Source organism: Sphingorhabdus rigui, from assembly GCF_014196595.1.
In the GTDB taxonomy this organism is placed as follows: Bacteria; Pseudomonadota; Alphaproteobacteria; order Sphingomonadales; family Sphingomonadaceae; genus Sphingorhabdus_B; species Sphingorhabdus_B rigui.
The window spans coordinates 461,791-484,700 of record NZ_JACIEA010000002.1; the positions used below are offsets into that span (position 1 = coordinate 461,791).

The following is a 22,910-nucleotide window of genomic DNA, read 5'->3' on the forward strand; positions in this document are numbered from 1 at the left end:
CATGAAGTACCCAACAATCACGTCGCAGAGGTAACTTCGACTGCCATGGCTGACCCGGGGGGCCGGGTAACTTTGCGAACCTGAACCTATTTTATCTTAACGACGAATGCGTGAAACTGGTTTCGGATTTAGGCTTTTTCGTTACAAAGGCGCCCAGCTGCTCATGCTTGAGACCCATAGCTTGAAAGCGCCAATTATTTGTTCTCTATTTGTTATTTAGACCTAGCGCGACTACGATCTCCGTCCAGATTACGAATTTGAAATTCTGGGTCTCTGGCGGACCGTCATTCTAGTATAAGCGAACGACCTTTTGGGCGTGAATACTTTGCACGAATAGCAGGGGCACTCCCTCTTGCTTCCGTTCCCGCCAAAAGAGGACTAATGGGCATTTCTATTTTCGGTTATGGTGCAGCAAGCGCAAGCGTCATACGCCCCCTATCCTCGCAAACTGCACGCACCGCGATCGCATATCGAAGTGCCAGCTCAAAAACTGACTGATAGAGTCGACCTGGTCATCGTGACGACCATGCGGAAAGCTCGCGATCTCGGCCCGAAGATCCTCAAGCCAAGGCGCCCGCTCCGGCAGCCAAACATGACCAGCCTCGATGCGGGCTGATTGCGCATGCAAACGGGTGATCTTGTCATCCCTTGGCAGGAACGCGGTTGGATAAGGGATACCATGATGCTCGGTGCGCAGCTGCTGGATCAGCGATGTGCCTGACCCTTTATCTTCAATGATGATATTGCGGGCGTTCCATTGGGTCGCCAGTTCCACCATGCGCCGCTTTAGCGATGGAAAATCTCGCCGCGCCCGCTCGACATCGAGAAGATAAAGGTCCCCCCTGCCACGCCCCATGTTGTGCATACGCTAAAATCATGCTGTTCGTCCGCCTTTGACGCTGTATCCCATGACTGGCAGATAGTCATTGCATGTTGCGGTGGCGCAGCCGCGTAGCGCTTAAACCAGGCCCACTTCACAACTTCGCCATCGGGCGGAACCGGGCACTGTTGGTACTGCGCCGAGAAGATCGTCGAGCCTAGTGCCAGCTTAAGCCCTTCGAGGATCGCCAGCGTTTCGCGCGCAGGGTGGAGGATGTCACCCGCCTTGCGGTCGTATACCTTGCCTGGTCCTATGGGGACCTGCGTATCTTCCTCGGCAATTGCCGGCAATCTCAGTGTAACCCAATCGTCGAGCGCATCTACGTGACCCGCCAGATCATCCATGTGCAGCCGCTGCTGGACGAGAATGATTGCGTCGTTCGCCTTGTTGTTAAGCCGTGACAATAGGGTCCGGCTGTACCATGCGTTGACTGCCTCACGCTTTGTCTGCGACATCGCATCTTCAGGCTTGAGCGGGTCATCAATGATAATGAGGTTGCCACCGCGACCCGTAAGCGTTCCGCCGACAGAGGTCGCGTAACGGTAACCACGCTTCGTGGTTTCATAATTGCTTTCCTGGTTTTTATCAGCGCTGAGCCGCGTTTCAGGAAAGAGCGCTTTGTACCATGGCGCCGGCATGACGGCACGACAATCCGCCGCGTGCTTTGCAGCAAGGTCGTTGGAATAACTGACCGTGATAATCTTGGCGGTCGGATCATGGCCAAGGACAAAGGCTGGGAATGCGACCGAGGCGCAAACAGACTTAAGCGAGCGCGGCGGCACCTCAATCTTAAGCCGGCGGATTTTACCGGCACGCACCAACTCAAGGTGATGGCAAAGGGACTCAAGGTGCCAATTGGGCAAGAACTGTTCACCCGGGCTCACTGTCGTAAATGCCTTTCGCACAAAGCTGTGCAGGCTGCGGCGGAGCAGAGCGTCGAGAATCCGGCTATCCATTGCGCTCATCGCCGTGCTCCCCAATGTTAAGCAGGCCTGCATCACGCAGGATCGCCGCATCTTCGGCCAGAAGAGCACTCAGACTTTGCTGTCCCTTGTCATCGGAATGGTTAACTTGATGCAGGTTGATGAGCAGCTGCAAAGATTTGTGGTCCCCGCCCAGCGCCTTTTCACGAAGCCGCCAGACAAGTGCAGTCATCGTGCTCACATTTTTGCGCCTACCGTTGACCGTTACAGGCACCGGCATTGCCATGGCCCGCGCAATTTCGCTGGCAAGGTTGCGTTGACCCTTTGGGCGCCCCTTGGGGTTACCTGAATGGCCAGGCTTAAAGCGGCTGTGCACTGGCGGCCTGCCATAGCCCACCTTGCCTTCGTCGTTGTCGTAGGTGTCAGACATGGTCGCCTCCCATCCCGGCCAATTGGGCACGCTGCGTAAATGACTGGCCTGTTGGCACGTGAACCGGTGCTTCACCAAAGGTGGCTTGATAGCGCCGCAAGATCACGTCGCAGTAAAGCGGATCGAGTTCGATAAGGCGCGCTGTCCGTCCGCTATGGGCAGCAGCAATCAATGTCGTGCCGGAGCCCCCGAACCCATCAAGTACAATCTCTCCTGGATCGCTGGCATCGCGCAGGATATCGCAGATGAGGTCAAGCGGTTTAACTGTCGGGTGCCAACCAAGCTCCACCTCGCGCCCTGCCTTGAAAGTGTTGGCCCCGGCATAGGTCCACAGGTTCGAACGGTGCCGGCCATTGGCGCCGAGCTCGACATTGTTAACATGGGGACGCTTACCCTTCTTGTAGACTGCGACCAGCTCATGTTGGGAGCGATACAGCGAACCCATACCCGCATTGCTCTTTGCCCAAACGCACAGGTTGAGCCAGTTATCATAGACAGCCTGGCCCGCACTCAAAAGTTCGGGCAGATGCCGCCAGTCCATAAACACATAATGCAACGACCCATCGCGGCTCGCCTTGGCCATGGCTTCCAGCGACCCGCAAAGGAACTGCGTAAATTCGTTTGAACTCAGCTCCCCTGAACCTTGAACAAACTCGCGGTGTTTATTGCGACCAAGTCCAGAAACATGCCCACCGATCTTCACATTATAGGGCGGATCAGTAACCACGACGCGTGCCTTCTCGCGGCCCATTAGCTGGGTGTAGCTCGCAGGATCCAAAGCATCCGCACATAACAGGCGGTGCTGACCCAGTTGCCACAGATCACCAAGTTGGCAGACTGCCGGCCCCACGACGGGCTCTTCGATACCGTCGTCTTCGACTGGAGTGGCGCCAGCATCGATGATGAGCTCAACCTCACGCAATTCAAAGCCGGTAAGTGTTACGTCAAATTCAAGCGCGCCAAGTTCGCCAAGCTCAATAGCGAGCAGCTCCCGGTCCCATCCGGCTTTCTCAGCCAGCCGATTGTCAGCAATAACATAAGCCCGCTTTTGGTCTTCGGTCAGCCAATCCAGACACAGGGTGGGAACCTCGGATAGCCCCAACATGCGCGCGGCGGCCAGTCGGCCGTGTCCCGCGATCACTTCGCCAGATGCATCAACCAGCACTGGATTGGTGAAACCAAACGTGGTGATGCTCCGGGCCAGTTGCCGCAGCTGCTTCTTGGAATGGGTGCGTGCATTGCAGGGGGCTTCGATACGAGAAAGTTTAGCTTGAGGAAGACGCACGTGCGCCGGACGCAATGATGATGACATGGCAAATCGCCTTTTCGAACAGAGGAATGAGAGTTCCGAACTTCGCAATGACGTCCTCAGGACACGCCTGGCCGAACCAGACTGTCATTGCTCACACTTCGGTCGAGGCTCAGCCCCTCATCGGAAGGCACAACCTTCCTGTGTTCGTCGGAGCGATCCCCGAGTGGAGGGCTCAGCCCTCAATCCCAATCAAGCTCTGCTATAAAAGGGACCAATCATCCTTTGATGACTGGGTTCGGTTTACACGTCAACGCGATGCCGCGCAAGTAGCGCCCATCAATTTTTTCACCGTAAATCTCTGAAAATGCAATGAAGATTTTACAATTTCTCTGTTACGGCCAAATTAATTCCCTGTTTTTTATTTAGCGAATTTGCGTGTCCAAGGCACGGAAACCTTCATTGCCTAACAGGATCAGCAGCAATTCAGGCGCCCAAAATTGCGATATTCCCTGAAAAATCCCGTAAATCAGGGAAGATTTTGTCAGAGACCAGTTCGCCCCAGACTGCACCGCGCACCAGACAGCCGTTTTAGGCATGTGATAACCGCCTGACGACAAACATCCTGAAACAAATATGTGTGATGTCGCGGATATTATATCCCGCCCCCCCGGCTCTCGGATATTCATTCCCATGCACAATAAAGTTCACGGCGCATGGGTTCGCGACCCTTCGCTGCGCGACAAGGTGCAAACGGCCGTCATTCTCGATGACCGTTCGCACGCATGACTGTTGATCGGCGCGTAGCGTTTAGGCTTTGGCCTTCAAACTTTCCGCCACCGCAACGCCGTGCCGCTCTAGCGCTTCGACGATCTTGCCAGCGCCTTCAAGATCGCCCCAGAACATGGGGCCGCCGCGATAAATGGGCCAGCCATAGCCATAGATCCAGACCACATCGATATCCGACGGCCGCTGGGCCTTGCCTTCCTGAAGTATTTTATAGCCCTCATTGACCATCGGATAGAGTGTGCGCTCGACAATCTCCTGATCGCTGATGTCACGTTTCGGCAGGTTAGAGGTCGACCGGAACTCTTCGATGATCGCGAGCGCCTCGGCGCTTGGCGTGCCGACGCGCTTTTCATCATAATCATAAAAGCCCTTGCCGTTTTTCTGGCCGAAGCGGCCCGCCGCGCACAACGCGTCACGGATCGTTTCAATACGGCTTGGATCGCGGTGCCAGCCAATATCAAGGCCAGCCAGATCGCTCATCTGGAAAGGCCCCATGGGCATGCCAAAATCGGTATGGACCTTGTCGATCTGCGCAGGTGTTGCGCCCTCCAATAATAATTGCATCGCTGGCTGTTGGCGCGTTGACAGCATCCGGTTGCCAATAAAGCCATGGCAAACACCGGCGACCACCGCCACTTTGCCAATTTTCTTGCCGATGGCCATCGCGGTTGCGAGCACGTCATCCGCAGTCTTTGCACCGCGGACGACCTCCAACAATTTCATCACATTGGCGGGCGAGAAGAAGTGCATGCCAACCACATCCTGGGGACGCGAGGTGCTATCGGCGATTTCATCGACATCGAGATAGGACGTGTTCGACGCCAAAATCGCCCCGGGCTTACAAATGGAATCGAGCTTGCCAAACACCTCTTTCTTGACGTCCATGCTTTCATACACAGCTTCAATCACAAGGTCGCAATCTGCGAGGTCCTCAAGCGCGAGTGACGGCGTCAACAGACCCATCATGCCCTCAACTTGTTCAGTCGTGAAGCGACCCTTGGCGGCACTATTTTCGTAATTCTTGCGGATAACACCTACGCCGCGATCAAGATTCTCTTTAACCATCTCAACGATGGTCACGGGAATCCCCTTGGACAGGAAATTCATCGATATGCCGCCGCCCATCGTGCCTGCGCCAATGACGCCGACTTTCTGAATGTTGCGCAGGGCCAAATCCTTGGGCAGTCCATCAATTTTTGCGGCTTGTCGTTCGGCAAAGAACATGTGGCGCTGTGCAGCGGATTGGGAACCGCCCATCAGCTTAAGAAATTCAGTGCGCTCGAATTTCATGCCTTCATCAAATGGCAGTCGTGTCGCGGCCTCAACGCACGCCAAATTGGCGTAAGGCGCATCAAAGCCCCGCCATTTTTTCGCATTGGCAGCCTTCAGCTGTTCAATGACCCCGACGTCGCCTGTAAGAGGCCGATCGCGGGTGGGCCGAGGACCAACCGAAATCAATTCACGTGCATAAGCGATGGCATCTTCCGCCAAGCTGTCTTCACCGGCAAGCCGGTCGACTAAGCCAATTGCGGCGGCCTTAGCGGCGGGCAAATGCTCCCCAAGTGCGCACATAGTTGCGGCAGCCTCAATACCCACGACACGAGGAAGCCTTTGCGTGCCACCCGCACCCGGCAACAAGCCAAGCTTGACCTCGGGAACGCCAAGTCGCGCCGATGGAACCGCGATACGGTAATGGCAGACAAGCGCCGTTTCCAATCCCCCGCCAAGCGCCGTCCCATGGATGGCCGCGACGACAGGCTTATGCGCAGCTTCAATCATGTTGAGCACCGCATTGAAATCAGGCCCTTGTGGTGGCTTTCCAAACTCGGTGATGTCGGCGCCTGCAATGAAGGTTGATCCCGCGCAACGCAGCACAATCGCTTTGACCGAGTCGTCGGCAAGTGCCTGTTCAAAACCGTCCTTCAGCCCCTGCCGGACATGCCATGACAGCGCATTAACGGGCGGGTTATCGACCAGAACAACAAGGATATCATCGATTTTCTGCGTGGTGACTGACTGCACGGTAAACTCCTCAATATCAGCGCAGGCCATGTTTGGGCTGCGCGCTGGGTAAGATTGAATGTCTCGATTGTTCTAGAATGTTTTGGGTCGCGCTGGCAATCCCGCTGCATCATTCCTTCTGATGCGTTAACCTGCTTTGTCGCGCCCTATACGACGATCCAAGGCCAAAGCCGGACCGGCAAGGTGCCCAAGGCTGGCCTATCTTTTCAGAAACAGCTCCGCCATGGCATCCATAATCGCAACCGCATCAAGGCGGTAGGTGCCGTAAAGATCGATCAAATCCCCGGTCTGACCGAAACGATCCGTGCCAAGCGGACTTACCCGCATGCCACTGACACCGCCCAGCCACGACAATGCGCCTGGCGAACCATCAATCACAGTCACGAGCCCAGCGTCAGGTGCCAAGACCGATAACAGATCTTCGGCATGGCACATTTGCGTGGGCTTATCAGTCCAGCGCGCGGCCTTGCTGGCAGACCAGTCGCGATGCAGTACATCGGGCGACGTCACATTTAACACGCCCAATCCGGGAATATCATCCGCCAATTGATCAAAAGCAGTCAACACTTCAGGGGCAATTGCGCCTGTGAAAACTATCGCGGCTTCTGCGCCGGGTGCAGGTTGCCGCAACCAATAGCCGCCTTTTAACGCGTCCGCCTCCCATTCGGTACCAGCGCGTTGCACCTGCGGCACTTGCCGCGTGCTCAGGCGCAGATATACCGAGCTGCCGTCGGGTTTCTGCATATGCTCAAATGCCCAGCGCATGAACAATGCGACTTCATCGGCATAAGCCGGTTCGAAATACGCAAGGCCAGGCTGGCCCATCCCGATCAGCGGCGTATTGATCGACTGGTGCGCACCGCCCTCTGGCCCCAAGGTTAGCCCGGATGGCGTTCCAACCAACAAGAAGCGGGCATCGGAGTAGCAACCATAATTCAGCGCATCCAATCCGCGCGCGATAAAGGGATCATACACCGTACCAACGGGAATCAACCGCGTCCCGAAATGCGGCGCGGCCAGCCCAAGCGACGTGAGCAACAGAAAAAAGTTATTCTCTGCAATCCCGAGTTCAATATGCTGTCCCGCGGCATGTGCGGCCCATTTTTGTGCCGATGGGACTTTGGCATCACGGAAGATATCAGCCACATCGGATCGGCGGAAAAGCCCGCGTTGGTTTACAAACCCACCCAAATTGGTCGTCTGGGTAACGTCAGGCGCGGTTGTCACGATACGGTCGGCTAATGTCTCAGAGGATTTGGCGAGATCGAGCAAAACATTGCCAAAGGCTGCTTGTGTCGACTGAACATCGCCAGATGGCACAGGAAGGCGCTCGGGAACGGCGATCACCGGCGCATCGGGCTCTTGCGGTTTGTGCGCGAGAACGCTCTGCCCGACAAAGTCTTTCAGCCGCGCCGCGATATTTCCACCCAATCCGGCAAATGGTTCCCATTCCTGCCCGACCTCAACGCCCATGCTGACGCGAAGCTGTTCAATCTGCGCGGGGTTCATCATCCCCGAATGATTGTCCTTATGCCCCGCGAGCGGCAGGCCGTAGCCTTTAACGGTGTAGGCGATAAACAAAGTCGGTCGGTCATCATCGGCGCTGTCGAACGCGTCCATTAAAGACTCGATGCAATGCCCGCCCAAGTTGGTCATCAGGGCAGCAAGCCCGTCATCGTCAAAACTGTCGAGCAGCTTTGCCACATGCGGCTTACCGCCAATGTCCGCGATCAACCGTTCGCGCCACGCCGCACCGCCCTTATACGTAAGCACGGCAAAATCAGCATTGGGACAATTTTCAATCCAGTCCTCAAGCGATTTTCCGCCAGGCCGCGAGAATGCCGCACGTTGCAACTTGCCGTTCTTCAACGTGACAACACGCCAGCCGCAGGTTTCGAAAATATCATCAAAGCGCCGGAACATGCGGTCAGCGGTCGTGCTGTCGAGGGACTGGCGGTTATAATCAACCACCCACCAGCAATTGCGAATGTCGTGCTTATAGGCTTCGATAAGGCATTCGTAGATATTGCCTTCATCAAGCTCAGCGTCGCCCATCAGCGATATCATCCGGCCTGCGTCCGCTTCATCTAGCGACCCATGCGCAACAAGATAATCCTGAACGAGGCTGGAAAAGGCCGTGATCGCAACGCCCAATCCAACCGAGCCGGTTGAAAAATCCACCGGAATTTTATCCTTGGTGCGTGACGGATAACTTTGTGCGCCGCCCAATGCGCGAAACTGCTGCAATTGCTCCAGAGTTTGATTGCCCAGCAAATAATGGATGGCCTGCAACACGGGGCCTGCATGGGGCTTCACCGACACCTTGTCTTGCGGGCGAAGCGCATGGAAATACAGCGCAGCCATAATCGCCGTCATCGAAGCGCAACTCGCCTGATGACCGCCGACCTTAAGTCCGTCGCGCTTTTCCCGTAAATGGTTGGCGTTATGGACAATCCATGACGACAACCAACGGAGCCGCGCATCCAGCGTCTCAATCGTGGCGATTTTTTCTTTTCGGTGGTCAGTTAAGACGGTGGCCATTTCGGTTATTACATCCCCTCGATTATTCCATATCAGCCGATCAGGCGCATGTCAGTCTAATGCCGCGGCTTATAAGCAAAAATTATAACCCGTCCGTTCCAACTTTTCGCACCGAAAGACGCTGGGTATCACATTTGTTTGTTACCCGTCATTTACAGATCGCTTGTTTCGAAGCTAGAACCGTTTTGAACGAGGGGGAATCCGACACATGGACACAAGCTTAGCGACGCCACCGGCAGGAACTGGGTCGAACGAACTTAGCCGAACACTCAAGTCCCGGCATGTTTCGATGATCACATTTGGCGGCATCATCGGGGCTGGCCTGTTTGTTGGTTCATCGACGGCCATCAGCACAATCGGGCCTGCTGCCGTTGTAAGCTATGCATTGGCGGGATTCCTCGTCTTACTCGTCATGCGGATGATCTCCGAAATGGCGATGGCGATGCCCGGTGTTCAGACCTTTCCCGATTTTGCCCGTACCGGCGTCGGTAATTGGGCCGGGTTTCTTGTCGGATGGCTCTATTGGTATTTCTGGGTCGTCGTGATCGCCATTGAGGCAATTGCGGGCGCGAAGATTATAAACAGCTGGTTTCCGATGCTTGAAGTTTGGCAAATCGGTGTGGCGTTGATGGCAATACTGACCGTGGTGAATTTGATGTCCGCCAAATCCTATGGAGAATTCGAATTCTGGTTCGCCTCCACCAAGGTTGTGGCGATTATCGTCTTCATTCTGGCTGCCGCCGCTTATGCCACGGGCATCACGTCGCCCTCCGGTCCGACTTTTTCAAACCTGACCGAACATGGTGGTTTTGCACCAGCGGGTGTGGCGGCCATTCTTGTTGGCGTTTCAACGACGATATTTTCGCTTTGCGGCGCCGAAATCGCGACGCTGGCGGCCGCAGAATCCGAAGATGGCGCAAGCACCATCGCGCGTATGACGATATCGGTATCGACGCGCATTTTGATTTTCTTCGTGTTGTCGATCTTGATGATCGTCTCCATCGTGCCATGGAACGAAATCGAAGTTGGCGTATCGCCATTTGCCCAAGCTATGCGCGTCATGGGTTATCCCGCCGCCGATCTGATTATGAATAGCATCGTGCTCGTGGCAGTTCTGTCGTGCCTGAACTCAGGCATCTATATCACGTCACGCGCCATGTTCGGTCTCGCCAAAAATGGCGATGCGCCGCAATCTTGTGTGCAATTGAGCAAAGCGAAAGTGCCTGCCCGTGCGATCCTGATCGCGAGCCTCTTCAGCTATGTCGCACTTGCCGCATCGGTGCTGTCGCCGGACAGGGTGTTCAATTTTCTGGTCAATGCTTCGGGCGCGGTCATGCTGTTTATCTATCTGCTGATTGCTTGGGCACAGTTACGGCTCCGCGCCGATTTCGAAGCGACTGCGCCTGAAAAGCTGAAAATCAAAATGTGGTTCCACCCCTATGGCACATGGACGGCCATTGCCGGGATGGTTGGTGTTCTGGTGTTAATGGGCGTTTCCACATCACACGCGATTGAACTTTGGACCAGCGTTCTGGTGGCAGCGCTCTTTTTGGTTGGATATTGGGTCAAATGCCGCGTGCAAGCAAAGCAGCGGAAAAATTAATGCCCACCAAAATTTTCCGGACGCAACAATCTTTTCAATCACGGATAATGGCCTGCATATCGCATAAGCATATGAAACTGGTTGCTGGAGCGAATGGATGAAACTGGAAAACGACCCCCTAGCGGCATTTTGGATGCCGTTTACTGCGAACCGGGCGTTTAAAACGACGCCGCGCCAGCTGGCATCGGCAAAGGACATGCATTATACCAGCGACGACGGACGTCAGATCCTTGACGGTACCGCAGGCCTATGGGCGGTAAACGCAGGCCATTGCCGCGCGCCGATTGTCGAGGCCATCCAGAAATGCGCCGCCGAGCTGGACTATGCCCCGCCGTTCCAATTGGGTCACCCGCTTGCGTTTGAACTGGCGTCGCGATTGGCGACGATCATGCCTGAGGGGCTGGACCGCATTTTCTTTACCAATTCAGGGTCAGAATCGGTCGACACCGCGTTGAAGATTGCGCTCGCCTATCAGCGCGCCATCGGACAAGGCACGCGCACGCGCCTGATTGGACGTGAGCGTGGTTATAATGGCGTTGGCTTTGGCGGCATTTCCGTCGGCGGCATCGTCAACAACCGGCGGCAATTTGGCACCTTGTTAACGGGCGTCGACCATCTGCCGCACACCCATAATCTGGAACATAACGCATTCACCATGGGTCGTCCCGAATGGGGCGCGCATCTGGCCGACAATCTTGAGGCTATCGTCGCGCTGCATGGCGCCGAAACCATTGCCGCCGTAATTGTTGAACCCATGGCGGGGTCAACCGGCGTTCTGGTACCCCCGATTGGCTACCTCGAAAAACTGCGGGAAATCACGCGCAAGCACGGCATTGTGCTGATCTTTGACGAAGTCATCACCGCCTTTGGCCGTGTTGGCGGCACCACGGCATCCGAAACGCTCGGCGTAACGCCAGACATCATCACGATGGCAAAGGGCCTTACCAACGCTGCTGTGCCTATGGGCGCGGTTGCGGTCAGCCGCCACATTCATGACGGTGTTGTAGAGGGCGGCCCTGATGGCATCGAATTGTTCCACGGCTACACTTATTCCGGCCACCCCTTGGCAGCGGCAGCAGCCCTTGCGACGCTTGACCTATACAAGTCGGAGGGGATTTTTGAGCACGCCAGCTCGCTGCACGGTTATTGGCAGGATGCAGTGCACAGCCTGAAGGGCAAACGGCACATTATCGATATCCGCAATATGGGCATTGTTGCTGCCATTGAGCTTGCGCCACATGCAGGCGGCGTTGGCAAGCGCGGCATGCAGTTGTTCCACAAATGCTTCGACAATGGTTTATTGGTCCGCGCGACCGGCGATATCATCGCATTGTCGCCGCCGCTCATTCTGGAAAAAGCGCATATCGACGAAATCGTTGGACGTATCGGCGAGCTGATTGAAACCGTCGACTAAAGCGACAGCACAATCTTTCCGACATGCTGCTTCGTTAAAAACGCTTCTTGCGCTTTGACGATGTCGAATAAGTCGTAAGTGGCTGCGACCAGCGGCTGGATTTCGCCATGTTCAATATATGAGACGAGGTTTGCAAAAACCTCGGGCTCTAAAACCGTGCAACCGATCAGGCGCAAATCCTTGAGATAGAGCGTCCGAAGGTCAAGATCGACAACAGGCCCCGAAATCGCACCCGACACGCCATAGCGGCCTCCGCGCTTAAGCACGTTCAGGATCTCGCCGAACTGCGCACCGCCGACAATATCGACAGCGGCGTCAAAATATTCTTGCCCGAACAATGATACCAGATTGGCGTCACGCGGAATGACCTGGGACGCGCCGAGCGCGCGGACGCTATCGGCCTTTGCATCCGCTGCCATGGCGATGACCTCTGCCCCGCGCCGTTTCGCCAGCTGGACTGCCGCGGAGCCAACGCCACCTGATGCACCCGTGATGAGTACACGCTCGCCAGCCTGCACATTTATACGGGTCAGGATGTTTTCCGCCGTTCCATAAGCGCAGGGAAAGCTAGCCAGTTCGATGTCGGATAACGCAGATTCAACGCGGTGCGCGTGAACCGAAGGAACGCAGGCATAGTCCGCAAAGCCGCCATCGACTTCCGAACCGAAATAGAGAATGTCGTAACGGCGCGCGCCGCAAAAGACGGGTTCGACCAAGACCCGTTCTCCGATACGGGCGGGATCGACATTATCGCCGACTGCGACAATCCTTCCGCACGCATCGGCACCCTGAATGCGCGGAAATTGAAATGCGGCACCGGACCAGCCGTCATCGCCGGCGCCTTCAAGTCCTTCTGCAGCGCCCGTCTCTGTCGCCTCTGCGACCGATTTGGAATACCAGCCAATGCGCGTGTTGATATCCGTATTATTGACGCCCGCCGCGCCAACACGGATCAGGACATCATCAACACCCGGTTTCGGCACCGGCACATCATCACGCAATTCCAGCTTTTCATAACCACCATGGCCGGTCAGCAAAACTGCCCGCATGTTGGCGGCGATGGTCACTCGGCGCGCGCCAGCCCGAACTGGTTGAGATACCATTTCTGGAACTTAAGAACGCTGCCCTCTTGGTCGGAATAGCGCCCCGGGCGATAACGGCTCGACATAATGCCCGCCTGATTGTTTTCGGTGATGACTTTGTCCTGCGTGGTTGTCGCGTGATAGCCCCAGATCATCTTTTCAATGTCAACCTGGTCCTCCGTCGCACGGCCATCGACAAGCCAGATCATTTCCACATCGGTTTCCAGCGCGCCGCGCGGCGTGAACTGGAACAGGATAGCGAAATGGTCGTCGGCAACAATTTGGCTGAACGGGCTGAAGCTTAGGTGCATCCGGCCGCCATCTGCCTTTGTCCGTTTGCCCATCAATGGCGCAGGCGCAGAGCCATCTTGCGTTTCCGATGACCAGCCACCCTTGTTCATCCGCTGCATCAACAGGCGCAGGTGGCTGCTTTCGGGGGCGTCGTCGATATTACCGATTGGCCGGCCTGCCGCTACTGCACTCGCTTCCCAAGCCTGCAACTTGGGCGTGAAACTTGCAATAGCGTCAGCAGGCCCCGAACTTGGCCCTGCGCCTACAGCAACGATCGACTCTGATGCATGCATCGAGCAGAATTCCGGATGCGAAGGCACGCAATGATAGCATTCAAAGAAATTCTCGATGACCAGCTTCCAATTGGCGGTCGTGGGGTAGCTGCCGGCGTGCGCGATCCGGGCATCAGCAAAACCGTGATAGTCGAGGATGGCACCCATGTCGCCAAAGGTCGCGTCAAAATCGTCCGGTTCGCCCTCGCTCATGTTGATGAAAATCAGGCCATGAAAAACGCGGATATGGCACGCGAACAGACTGTTTTCGGCTTTGTCGAAATCCTCCGGCATTAACCGCGCGGAGATCAAGCGGCCATCAAGCCCAAATGTCCATGCATGATAGGGGCAGACCAGGCGCGGCGCATTACCGCTTTCCGACTGACAAATCGTCGAACCCCGGTGGCGGCAGACGTTGAAGAATGCGCGGACACTTTCGCTGTTTTCACGAATAACGATAATCTGTTCATTACCGACCCGGTACAGGAAATAATCACCTTTTTCCGGGATGCGTGACACATGACCGGCCAGCAGCCATTTCTGGCTGATGATTTCATCAAAGTCAGCTTTGAAGACCGCATCGCTGGTGTAAAATTCCTGATCAAAGCTGTATCCAACCTGCGTGTTCGCAGCGAGGCGGCCCATAAGTTCAGTGTGCGACATTAGATTTTGATCCGTGCATTTGTGGGGTCATAAAAAGGTTTGAGCGACGCGGTGACGGGATAGCGGACACCGGCAATCTCGATTTCATAATCATCAGCGCCAATTGGCCCGACGACACCGCCATCGGCGGCATCGACATAGCCAAGGCCGCACGCGCCGCCGAGCGTATGGGCATACATTCCGGAACGAATATAGCCCGCAATCCGGTCGCCCTGCCAAATCGGCTCATTGTGATAGAGCATTGGTTCGGGTGATTTGACCAAGAACTGCACAAGGCGCTGCTTAAGGCCAGCTTCCTTCTGCGCGGCCAAAGCCTCACGCCCGATGAAGCCACCCGCCTTGTCCATCTTCACAGCAAAGCCAAGGCCAGCTTCCAACGGTGTATCCTCATCCGTGATGTCATGGCCCCAGTGGCGATAGGCCTTTTCCATGCGAAGCGCGTTCAACGCATGATAGCCGCAATGCTTTAATCCAAACGCCGCGCCAGCCGCGACGATCGCATCATATACGCCCGCCATGAACTCGGTGGGAATATACAGCTCCCACCCCAGCTCACCGACGTAGGTGATGCGCGATGCGCGCACGATGGCATAGCCCAGCTCAATCTCTTGCGAGGTCGCAAAGGGGAACGCCTCATGCGACAGGTCATTGGGGCTAATCGATTGCAGCAACGCGCGGCTGTTGGGTCCCATGATCGAAATGACACCCATGCCCGACGACACATTGGTCAGCACAGCATGAGCATCGTCGGGCGTATGGCGTTTCAACCAGTTGAAATCCTTCACCTCGGTTTCAGCGCCGGTGACAATCAGATATGCGGTTTCCGAAAGGCGCGTGACGGTCAGGTCAGCCTCAATCCCGCCCTTGTCATTCAGCCATTGGGTATAGACCAGCTTGCCCGGGGCAACATCGACATCGTTCGCGCAAACGCGATTAAGCACGGCCATGGCGTCGCGGCCTTCAAGGCGGAATTTGGCGAAACTTGATTGGTCGAACAGGCCAACCGCTTCACGCACGGCCTTGCATTCCGCCGCATTGGCTTCAAACCAGTTCTGGCGGCCATAGCTATATTCATATGCGGGCGTGCTCCCGGGTTCACCATACCAATTGGCACGTTCCCAACCAAAAGCTTCGCCAAAACACGCGCCTTGCGCGACGAGCCGGTCATGCAATGCAGATTTGCGCACCCCGCGTGCGGTTTCATATTGCTTGAACGGATAATGCGTCGCGTACAGGAGGCCGAGGCTTTCGGTAACGCGTTCGCGCAGATATTTGCGGTTAATCTGGAACGGCATGTTGCGGCGGATGTCGACGGTCCACAAGTCTGCGGGCGGAATACCATCGCGGATCCAGTCCGCCATGACCTTGCCCACGCCGCCCGCGGATTGCAGGCCAATGGAATTGAGGCCAGCCGCCACAAAGCAGCCTTTCAATTCAGCGCTTTCACCCAGATGGTATCGCACGTCCGGCGTAAAGCTTTCGGGACCGCAGAAGAATTTTTGAATGCCCGCTTTTTCCAGCGCAGGCACACGGCGCATTGCATCGATCAGCAATGGTTCGAAATGTTCGAAGCTTCCTGCAATTTCATCGAAACAGAAATCTTCGGATATGCCGTCCATACCCCACGGCCGCGCATTGGGTTCAAATGCGCCGACCAGCAGCTTGCCCGCGTCATATTTATAATAACCACAATAATCATAATCGCGCAGAACCGGCAGTGTATTGTCGATGCCCTCGACGCCTTCGAATAGAACATAATAATGCTCACATGCGTGCAATGGCGCAGCAACGCCAACGCTGGCTGCCAAATCACGCGTCCACATGCCGCCGCAGATGACGACATAATCCGCGTCAATCGAACCATCGTCCGTATCCACGCCCGTGATGCGATCACCATTATGGCGGATTCTGGTGACTTTGGTGTTTTCAAAGATTTTAGCGCCGCCGGTGCGGGCACCTTTGGCCAAGGCCTGCGTAATATCGACTGCATTTGCATAGCCGTCGCTTGGGATATGAATTCCGCCGACGACATCATCGACATTGACGATATGGGCCAGCTCTTTGATTTCTTGCGGTGTCACCACATGCACGGGCAGGTCAAATACCTTGGCCATGGATGCGCTGCGCTTTAGTTCCTCAAAGCGTTCGGCATTGGTGGCCATCGATATCGAACCGCATTGGCGATAGCCCGTTGCCTGGCCGGTTTCTGCCTCAAGCCCGCGATAGAGTTCGCCAGTATATTTCGCGAGCTTGGTCATGTTGATGCTGGGCCGCAATTGCCCGACCAACCCCGCCGCATGCCATGTCGTGCCGCTGGTCAATTGCTTGCGTTCCAGCAAGACCACGTCGTCCCAGCCGATCTTGGTCAGGTGATATGCAATCGAGCAGCCGATGACACCGCCACCGATGATGACGACTTTTGCCTTTTTGGGTAATTCAGCCACGCGGATCAGACCTTCATCTTGGCGTTATCAGGATCATAAACAGGGTGCTCCAGCACTGTGCCGATGCGTCGTTCGCCCTGTAACACGATGTCGAACTGCGACCCCGGCGCCGCATTTTGTATGGGCACACAGGCGAAAAACAGGCTCTTGCCAACGCGATGGCCATAGCCGCCTGATGTCGTCAGGCCGATACAATGGTCGCCCACCAAAATTGGTTCGCCGCCGCGCACATCGACATTGTCTGCATCAACCGCGCCATACACAATGCGGAAACGCTCAGGCGCATCCAACGTCGCCTGCTTGCCGACGAAATCATCCTTATTGAAATTGATGAAACGCGGCATGTCTGCCTCAATCATCGTCAGTTCGTTGGTAAGCTCGGAACCCCAGGCCTTATAACCTTTTTCGACGCGCATACTGTTTGCTGCGTACAGTCCGTAATTGACGATGCCGAATTCCTGCCCTGCTTCCCATACTGCTTCGTAGAGTGCAGCAAGGTCCTTCATCGCTGGATGCAATTCCCAGCCCAATTCTCCGGCATAAGACACACGAAGCGCACGCATCTTGATGCCCGCAATCACGATCTCCTGACCGCTGAGCCAACGGAAACCTTCGTTGCTAAGGTCGGCGTCGGTTAGCTTTTCCAGCACATCGCGCGAGCGCGGGCCGTTCATCACGAGAACGCCAAGGTCCATCGTCAGATTGCGAATGGTCACATCTTCGTCAGGTAATTTGCTTTGGATCAGCAAATCCCAGTCGCGCTGTTCCGCCGCGGCTGCCGAGAGGCAGTAGAAATGGTCATCGGCGAAACGCGTCACGGTCATTTCGCCATAAATGCGGCCCTGCACCGAAAGCAGATGCACCAAGCCGATACCGCCCAATTTCTTGGGCATGCGGTTGGCGCAAATACGATTGAGGAATGCCTCGGCATCTGGTCCGCTCACATCATATTTCGCAAAGCCAGACAGGTCGAGCACGCCAACCCGCTCGGCAACCGCCTTTACCTCTGCCGCGACCGCGTCAAAGCTATTGGTGCGGTGATAGCCGCCTTCTTCTTCTGCACCGTCGAGGGCAAAATATTTGGGCCGCTCCCAACCGTAGGTTTCGCCATATACCGCACCAGCCGACAGCAAACGGCCATATAGCGCGCTCATCTTTTGCGGGCGGCCATCGGGCTCTTCTTCACCGGGAAGCCGCGTCGTGAACGTCATACGGTAATCAAGGAAAACCTTAGCGCGGCTGTAATCTTCGTCCGCATATGGGCCGTAACGGCGCGGATCGAATTCGGTCATGTTGATATCGGCATCACCGAACACCATCCACTGCGCCAGATATTTTCCAGCCCCGCCGCCTTGCGCGATGCCAAAGCTTGTGCCGCAACAATGCCAAAAATTCTTTAGGCCAACGGCTGGCCCCAACAGAGGCCCGCCGTCAGGCGTATGCGGGATCGCGCCGTTGACGAAGCGCCGCAAACCGACTTCACCAAAAATCGGCATGCGTTCAATCGCGCGCTCCAGCCATGGGGCAATCCGCTCCAGATCTTCGGGGAACAACTCGCTGGTTGAATCCCATTCAGGGTTTCCACCGCGTGGCGCCCATGCTTCGGCCAGGCCCGTATTTTCGTAAACGCCAATCAATCCGCTTTTCTGCTCCTGCCGGAAATATCCCGACACATGGGGGCAACGCATGACCGGTATTTCTTCATCGCGATCTTTGAATGCGGGGATAGGATCGGTGACAACATAGTGATGTTCCATGTTCGTCACCGGAATATCGATGCCCGCCATTTGCGCGATTTGACGGGCATAACAGCCCGCCGCATTTACGACGATTTCGGCCCGAACCGTGCCCTTTTCCGTCTCCACATCCCATTCGCCAGATGGCAATTGCGTCAGACCCGTCACGCGGTTTTTGCGCACGATTTTGGCGCCCATATTCTTGGCACCAATGGCGAGCGCGTTGCAAATACCCGACGGGTCAGCATGCCCGTCTTCCGTCGTCCGCGCACCGGCGATGACACCGTCAAGCGTCATGAATGGGTTGTGGCGGAGAATTTCCTCAGGCGGGATAATCTCCATCTCGAACCCGATGATTTTCGAAAAACCCTGAATGTAGCGCATCCACGCCAGCTCGCGCTCGTTGGTTGCAAGACGGATACCGCCGGATTTATGCCAACTGACATATTGCCCGGTCAAACCTTCCAGCCGGGGGTAAAGATCATTGCTATACGCATGCATCTTGGCAAGGTTGAAGCTGCCCGTGATGTTGGGGCACTGGCCAGCCGCGTGCCATGTCGAGCCAGAGGTCAGCTCGTCCTTTTCAATCAGCAGACAGTCCGTCCACCCGAGTTCGGCGAGATGGTAAAGCAACGAAGCCCCCATTATGCCGCCGCCGATTATCACAACTCGTGCCGATGTTTGCATAAACGCCCTGCTCCTTATAGCAGAACCTTAGGGCGGGTTTGCGGTCAGGCACAAATGGGGAATATGACGGGACCGGTTAAAAAAATTTTTGGATTAGGATCACCGGTGCCTATAAGGCGTGCAGGGTTGATTGAGAATATAAGGGTTGAGCTATGAAGGTTGCGTTGGTTACGGGTGCTGCACAAGGCGTTGGCTTTGCAACGGCAAGGCTTTTGGCGGAAAAAGGCTATCATGTTGTCATGACCGACGTGCAGCACTTGGATGCGCAAGTCGAAGCATTGGTTGCTCTTGGCGGGAGCGTATCCGCGCTTTCGGGTGACATTTCCTCTGAAGCATTTGTTGTCGAACTGGCCGAGAAAATTGCCCGCGAGCATGGCGCCGCAGATGTGTTGGTCAACAACGCCGGCATCAGTTTGATTTGCAGCGCTGAAGATACAAGTATCGAACAGTGGCAGCGCGTCATGAACATCAACCTGACCGGGCCGTTTTTGCTGTGCCGCGAAATCGGAAAGCAGATGCTTGGGCGCAACCGCGGCAATATTATCAACGTTGCTTCAATTGCGGGCCTTCACGGTGTTATTGATCGATCCGCCTACAACGCGTCAAAGCACGGATTGGTCGGACTGACGCGAACGCTTGCGGCAGAATGGGGCAGCCGCGGCGTGCGTGTGAACGCCGTTTGTCCCGGCTGGATTAAAACGGAAATGGATGAGGCCGATCAAGGTTCGGGCGCTTATTCCGATAGTGATATCATCGACCGCGTTCCAATGGGCCGTTTTGCCAAGCCCGAGGATGTTGCCCAAGCCATTGCTTTTCTTGCGCATGAAGACAGCTTTATCAATGGCGCAAGCTTGCCTGTCGACGGTGGATGGCTGGCCGACGCCAGCTGGGATGCGCTGCGTTTGAAAAAGCGATAAGCCATGATATGCAAACGTTGCGCGAACTCGCGTAATGTGGGACCGTCATCGCACAGTCACAGTTGGTGGCTAGGCACGTTAAGATTTTAATATTGTCCCAATTTTAAAGCGGAACCCGATGGCGACTATTAGCATTTCGATACCAAAGGTTCCGCTACAGGCATATTTCCTGTGCGCCATGCGCGTCATGTGGATTGCCGTGCCGCTCGCGGTGTTATTACCACTTCACCTTGTCTGGCATCTCCTGCGATTGCCGTCGCCATGGGCGATGTTATTCTTACGCATTGCCGCCCGCGCCTTGGGCGCGCGCGTTCATGTTCACGGCAGTCCGCTCCGCCGGGATGTATTTTTTGTCGCCAACCATATTTCATGGCACGATATTCCGATATTGGCCGGCATAACGGGCACCTCCTTTGTCGCGCAGGATGGCGTGCGCGACTGGCCCATCATTGGCTGGCTTGCAAAGCTGAACCGCACCATTTTCGTCAACCGCACGGAAAAACAGAATGTTGGGCAACAAGTTGCCGAGTTACGCGAGGCTATCGCCGAAAACTGGTCGGTGACACTTTTCCCGGAAGGCACAACCTCGGACGGACGCGGGCTATTGCCGTTCAAACAATCCTTGTTTGCGACATTGGCACCGCCGCCCAAGCCAATGATGATTCAGCCGGTTCTTTTAGACTTCGGTGCCAACACCCCGGACATCGCTTGGGTGGGTGTAGAGACCGGCTGGGAGAGCGCGTGGCGGGCATTTACACGGCCCGGCAGTTACGACGTGGACGTCCACTTTCTGGAACCCTTTGATCCGGGCGCGCTTGCCGATCGAAAAGTCGTCTGCGCCCTTGCCCGCACGAGGCTCACGGACGCTCTGTCCGCCACGCTTGGATATCCCGTTACATAAATAGCGCCCAGCGGCGTGGGGTTCTCCGGCGCGGTGCAAAATAATTCATCCAATTGGCCAAATTTTTCAATTGTGGCCGCGCATCGACGGCGCTCTAACTTTTCCAAAGGGCGCGTATCGCCTGCTGTAAATTAACTGGGTGCAATCATGAAAATCGGATTTATCGGTCTTGGCAATGTTGGCGGAAAATTGGCAGGCAGCCTGATCCGCAATGGTCATGACGTCACTGTACGCGACCTTGATGCCGCACTCGTTGCCGAATATGTCAGTCGGGGTGCAGCCTCTGCAGCATCTCCAAAAGAATTGGGTGAAGCCGTCGACCTGATCATTACCTGCCTGCCTTCCCCCGCGGCCAGCGCTGCCGTTGCCGAAGGCGCGGACGGTTTTCTTCAAATCATGCGCCCGGGTCAGGTTTGGCTCGAAATGAGCACAACCGATTATAGCGAAGTCATCCGGCTCGGCGCTTTGGTTGAGGCGCGTGGCGCGATGTTCATGGAATGCCCGGTTTCGGGCGGCTGCCATCGTGCGGACACCGGCAATATTGCGATTTTTGCAGGCGGCCCGCGCGCCGCGTTCGAATTTGTTCTGCCGGTTTTGACGACAATGGGGCGGCGCATATTGCACACCGGCGACCTTGGCACCGCGTCACAATTGAAGGTGATGACCAACTATCTTTGCACGGTACATCTCGTCGCACTGGCCGAGGCGTTGACGACATGTAAAGCCATTGGGCTTGATATGAACACCACATATGAAGCGATACGGATTTCGTCAGGCAACAGCTTCGTCCACGAAACCGAGAGCCAGGTCATCCTCAACGGCAGCCGCGATATCAATTTCACGATGGACCTCGTCAGCAAGGACGTGGGCCTGTTCGACAAAATTGCCCAGGCGGCACATGTCCCTGTTGAACTGTCGCCGCTCATCGTGAAAATCTTTAAGGAAGGCGAGGAAGCGTACGGCCCTCGCGAATTTTCACCCAACATCATCCGTCGTTATGAAGAGCCGTTGGGCATTAAGGTTTTGGGCACCGGATTTCCGGCCGATATGGTAGACGATGAACCCGAAGAGCCGGGCTATGAGGTCGTTCCGAAACGCTAAGCTGCGACGCCTAAACGGCTGTCTTCGACATTCTTGGCCACCCAATCCATGAATGTCCGAATGCGCAGATTTTCTTTCATATCCTTACGGCAAATCAGGCCCCATGCGCCGGGGCAAACGGCTTTATGCCCAATGGGCTGCACAAGCCGACCGGCAGCCAGATCCTGATCGACAAACGGACCGTTGACCAGCGCAATGCCCTCACCGTTCAGCGCCATTTCAAGCGCAACGGCCAAGGTATCAACCATGAGATAGGGCACGGAGGGTTCAAACGCCGATCCAGCCGACGCAAACCACGTCTCCCAATTTTGCACTTCGGTATAGATAGCAACAAGCGGCTTGGTCATCAATGTCTGCGGGCTGGGATTTGGCCCCATCGCCTCTGCAACAGCGGGGCTACAGACGGGAAACAACGCATATTCATACAGCGGAACCCAATGAAATTTGGTCGCATCGGGTTCTGACGCGCAATAAACGAGCCCGACATCCGCGTGGACATCGTCAAATTCCCACTCAACAGCACATGTGTTGAGCGTCAGTTTTACCTCGGGGTGATCAGCCAGAAACTGCGGAACACGTTTTGCGAGCCAACGTATCGACGCCGTGACATAAGTCTGCACGCGAAGTGGCTTGTCCAGCGCATGGCGGTGGACTTCTTCAACCCCCTCCAGCAACGATTCAAAAGCAGCGCGGACATAAGGATAGAGTACCTTACCCTCTTCCGTCGACACGATATGCCGCCCTTCCTGGACGAACAACGTCACACCAAGCGCGTCTTCGATCAGCTGGACCTGATGGCTGACCGCAGGATGGGTGAGGCAAAGCTCGTCCGCTGCATCGCGGATACTTTGATGACGGGTCGCCGCCTCAAAACCCTTAAGCGCCTTTAACGGCGGCAACTGCTTTAGATCGATCTTCGGATGCATCGCCACTCCCTCCCCGGATTCGCGCTATCTGACGAAGGT

Annotated in this window: 16 protein-coding genes; 5 read left to right on the forward strand and 11 right to left on the reverse strand. The window is 55.8% G+C overall.

What is annotated here, in order from left to right:
- Nucleotides 1-424: 424 nt before the first annotated feature.
- The 6 genes from terL to GGR91_RS09880 form a co-directional block, all read right to left on the reverse strand.
- Nucleotides 425-865, reverse strand: coding sequence for a phage terminase large subunit (gene terL, locus GGR91_RS09855; RefSeq protein ID WP_183942005.1), 441 nt, complete (start codon nt 863-865; stop codon nt 425-427).
- Nucleotides 787-1,845 carry a hypothetical protein gene (locus GGR91_RS09860; RefSeq protein WP_183942006.1) on the reverse strand — a complete coding sequence of 353 codons (1,059 nt, stop codon included), beginning with the start codon at nt 1,843-1,845 and terminating at the stop codon, nt 787-789. The genes terL and GGR91_RS09860 overlap by 79 nt, the downstream gene beginning before the upstream one ends.
- Nucleotides 1,829-2,233 carry a DUF5681 domain-containing protein gene (locus tag GGR91_RS09865; protein WP_183942007.1) on the reverse strand — a complete coding sequence of 135 codons (405 nt, stop codon included), beginning with the start codon at nt 2,231-2,233 and terminating at the stop codon, nt 1,829-1,831. Before GGR91_RS09865 ends, GGR91_RS09860 begins: the two co-directional genes overlap by 17 nt.
- On the reverse strand, nt 2,226-3,545 hold the full coding sequence (locus tag GGR91_RS09870; RefSeq protein ID WP_183942008.1) for a site-specific DNA-methyltransferase: 1,320 nt from the start codon (nt 3,543-3,545) through the stop codon (nt 2,226-2,228). Before GGR91_RS09870 ends, GGR91_RS09865 begins: the two co-directional genes overlap by 8 nt.
- Before the next feature lie 747 nt (nt 3,546-4,292).
- On the reverse strand, nt 4,293-6,323 hold the full coding sequence (locus GGR91_RS09875; protein ID WP_183942009.1) for a 3-hydroxyacyl-CoA dehydrogenase NAD-binding domain-containing protein: 2,031 nt from the start codon (nt 6,321-6,323) through the stop codon (nt 4,293-4,295).
- Between the two features lie 168 nt (nt 6,324-6,491).
- Nucleotides 6,492-8,834, reverse strand: a complete 2,343-nt coding sequence (locus tag GGR91_RS09880) for a transketolase family protein (RefSeq protein ID WP_183942010.1) — start codon at nt 8,832-8,834, stop codon at nt 6,492-6,494.
- 208 nt (nt 8,835-9,042) lie between these two features.
- On the opposite strand from GGR91_RS09880, the gene GGR91_RS09885 reads away from it, so the two are divergent.
- Nucleotides 9,043-10,437 (forward strand): amino acid permease, encoded by a 1,395-nt coding sequence (locus GGR91_RS09885; RefSeq protein ID WP_183942011.1) that lies wholly within the window; start codon nt 9,043-9,045, stop codon nt 10,435-10,437.
- 97 nt (nt 10,438-10,534) lie between these two features.
- Entirely contained in the window at nt 10,535-11,851 is a 1,317-nt protein-coding gene (locus GGR91_RS09890; protein WP_183942012.1) for an aspartate aminotransferase family protein, read from the forward strand.
- On the opposite strand, the gene GGR91_RS09895 is transcribed toward GGR91_RS09890, so the two are convergent.
- The 4 genes from GGR91_RS09895 to GGR91_RS09910 are packed head-to-tail and all read right to left on the reverse strand — an operon-like array spanning nt 11,848 to nt 19,026.
- A complete protein-coding gene (locus GGR91_RS09895; RefSeq protein WP_221204282.1) occupies nt 11,848-12,918 on the reverse strand; it encodes an alcohol dehydrogenase family protein in 1,071 nt (356 codons plus the stop codon). The two genes, GGR91_RS09890 and GGR91_RS09895, sit on opposite strands and share 4 nt — an antisense overlap.
- Nucleotides 12,915-14,159, reverse strand: a complete 1,245-nt coding sequence (locus GGR91_RS09900; RefSeq protein ID WP_183942013.1) for an aromatic ring-hydroxylating oxygenase subunit alpha — start codon at nt 14,157-14,159, stop codon at nt 12,915-12,917. The genes GGR91_RS09895 and GGR91_RS09900 overlap by 4 nt, the downstream gene beginning before the upstream one ends.
- A complete protein-coding gene (locus GGR91_RS09905) occupies nt 14,159-16,603 on the reverse strand; it encodes a GcvT family protein (protein WP_183942014.1) in 2,445 nt (814 codons plus the stop codon). The genes GGR91_RS09900 and GGR91_RS09905 overlap by 1 nt, the downstream gene beginning before the upstream one ends.
- A 5-nt stretch (nt 16,604-16,608) precedes the next feature.
- Nucleotides 16,609-19,026 carry an FAD-dependent oxidoreductase gene (locus GGR91_RS09910; RefSeq protein ID WP_183942015.1) on the reverse strand — a complete coding sequence of 806 codons (2,418 nt, stop codon included), beginning with the start codon at nt 19,024-19,026 and terminating at the stop codon, nt 16,609-16,611.
- Nucleotides 19,027-19,178: 152 nt separating this feature from the next.
- On the opposite strand from GGR91_RS09910, the gene GGR91_RS09915 reads away from it, so the two are divergent.
- From GGR91_RS09915 to GGR91_RS09925, 3 genes are all read left to right on the forward strand, one after another.
- Nucleotides 19,179-19,943 carry an SDR family NAD(P)-dependent oxidoreductase gene (locus GGR91_RS09915; RefSeq protein ID WP_183942016.1) on the forward strand — a complete coding sequence of 255 codons (765 nt, stop codon included), beginning with the start codon at nt 19,179-19,181 and terminating at the stop codon, nt 19,941-19,943.
- A 118-nt stretch (nt 19,944-20,061) separates the two neighbouring features.
- Nucleotides 20,062-20,844, forward strand: a complete 783-nt coding sequence (locus GGR91_RS09920; protein ID WP_183942017.1) for a lysophospholipid acyltransferase family protein — start codon at nt 20,062-20,064, stop codon at nt 20,842-20,844.
- Between the two features lie 147 nt (nt 20,845-20,991).
- Nucleotides 20,992-21,945, forward strand: coding sequence for an NAD(P)-dependent oxidoreductase (locus GGR91_RS09925; protein WP_183942018.1), 954 nt, complete (start codon nt 20,992-20,994; stop codon nt 21,943-21,945).
- Here GGR91_RS09925 and GGR91_RS09930 read toward each other — a convergent pair.
- A complete protein-coding gene (locus GGR91_RS09930) occupies nt 21,942-22,871 on the reverse strand; it encodes a LysR substrate-binding domain-containing protein (RefSeq protein WP_183942019.1) in 930 nt (309 codons plus the stop codon). The two genes, GGR91_RS09925 and GGR91_RS09930, sit on opposite strands and share 4 nt — an antisense overlap.
- Nucleotides 22,872-22,910: the final 39 nt, after the last annotated feature.

Coding starts and splice junctions, on each gene's coding strand:
- GGR91_RS09870 (WP_183942008.1), bottom strand. CDS start 3,545: ATGTCATCATCATTGCGTCCGGCGCACGTGCGTCTTCCTCAAGCTAAA.
- GGR91_RS09865 (WP_183942007.1), bottom strand. CDS start 2,233: ATGTCTGACACCTACGACAACGACGAAGGCAAGGTGGGCTATGGCAGG.
- GGR91_RS09915 (WP_183942016.1), top strand. CDS start 19,179: ATGAAGGTTGCGTTGGTTACGGGTGCTGCACAAGGCGTTGGCTTTGCA.
- GGR91_RS09910 (WP_183942015.1), bottom strand. CDS start 19,026: ATGCAAACATCGGCACGAGTTGTGATAATCGGCGGCGGCATAATGGGG.
- GGR91_RS09880 (WP_183942010.1), bottom strand. CDS start 8,834: ATGGCCACCGTCTTAACTGACCACCGAAAAGAAAAAATCGCCACGATT.
- GGR91_RS09920 (WP_183942017.1), top strand. CDS start 20,062: ATGGCGACTATTAGCATTTCGATACCAAAGGTTCCGCTACAGGCATAT.
- GGR91_RS09925 (WP_183942018.1), top strand. CDS start 20,992: ATGAAAATCGGATTTATCGGTCTTGGCAATGTTGGCGGAAAATTGGCA.
- GGR91_RS09875 (WP_183942009.1), bottom strand. CDS start 6,323: ATGGCCTGCGCTGATATTGAGGAGTTTACCGTGCAGTCAGTCACCACG.
- GGR91_RS09890 (WP_183942012.1), top strand. CDS start 10,535: ATGAAACTGGAAAACGACCCCCTAGCGGCATTTTGGATGCCGTTTACT.
- GGR91_RS09860 (WP_183942006.1), bottom strand. CDS start 1,845: ATGAGCGCAATGGATAGCCGGATTCTCGACGCTCTGCTCCGCCGCAGC.
- GGR91_RS09900 (WP_183942013.1), bottom strand. CDS start 14,159: ATGTCGCACACTGAACTTATGGGCCGCCTCGCTGCGAACACGCAGGTT.
- terL (WP_183942005.1), bottom strand. CDS start 865: ATGCACAACATGGGGCGTGGCAGGGGGGACCTTTATCTTCTCGATGTC.
- GGR91_RS09885 (WP_183942011.1), top strand. CDS start 9,043: ATGGACACAAGCTTAGCGACGCCACCGGCAGGAACTGGGTCGAACGAA.
- GGR91_RS09930 (WP_183942019.1), bottom strand. CDS start 22,871: ATGCATCCGAAGATCGATCTAAAGCAGTTGCCGCCGTTAAAGGCGCTT.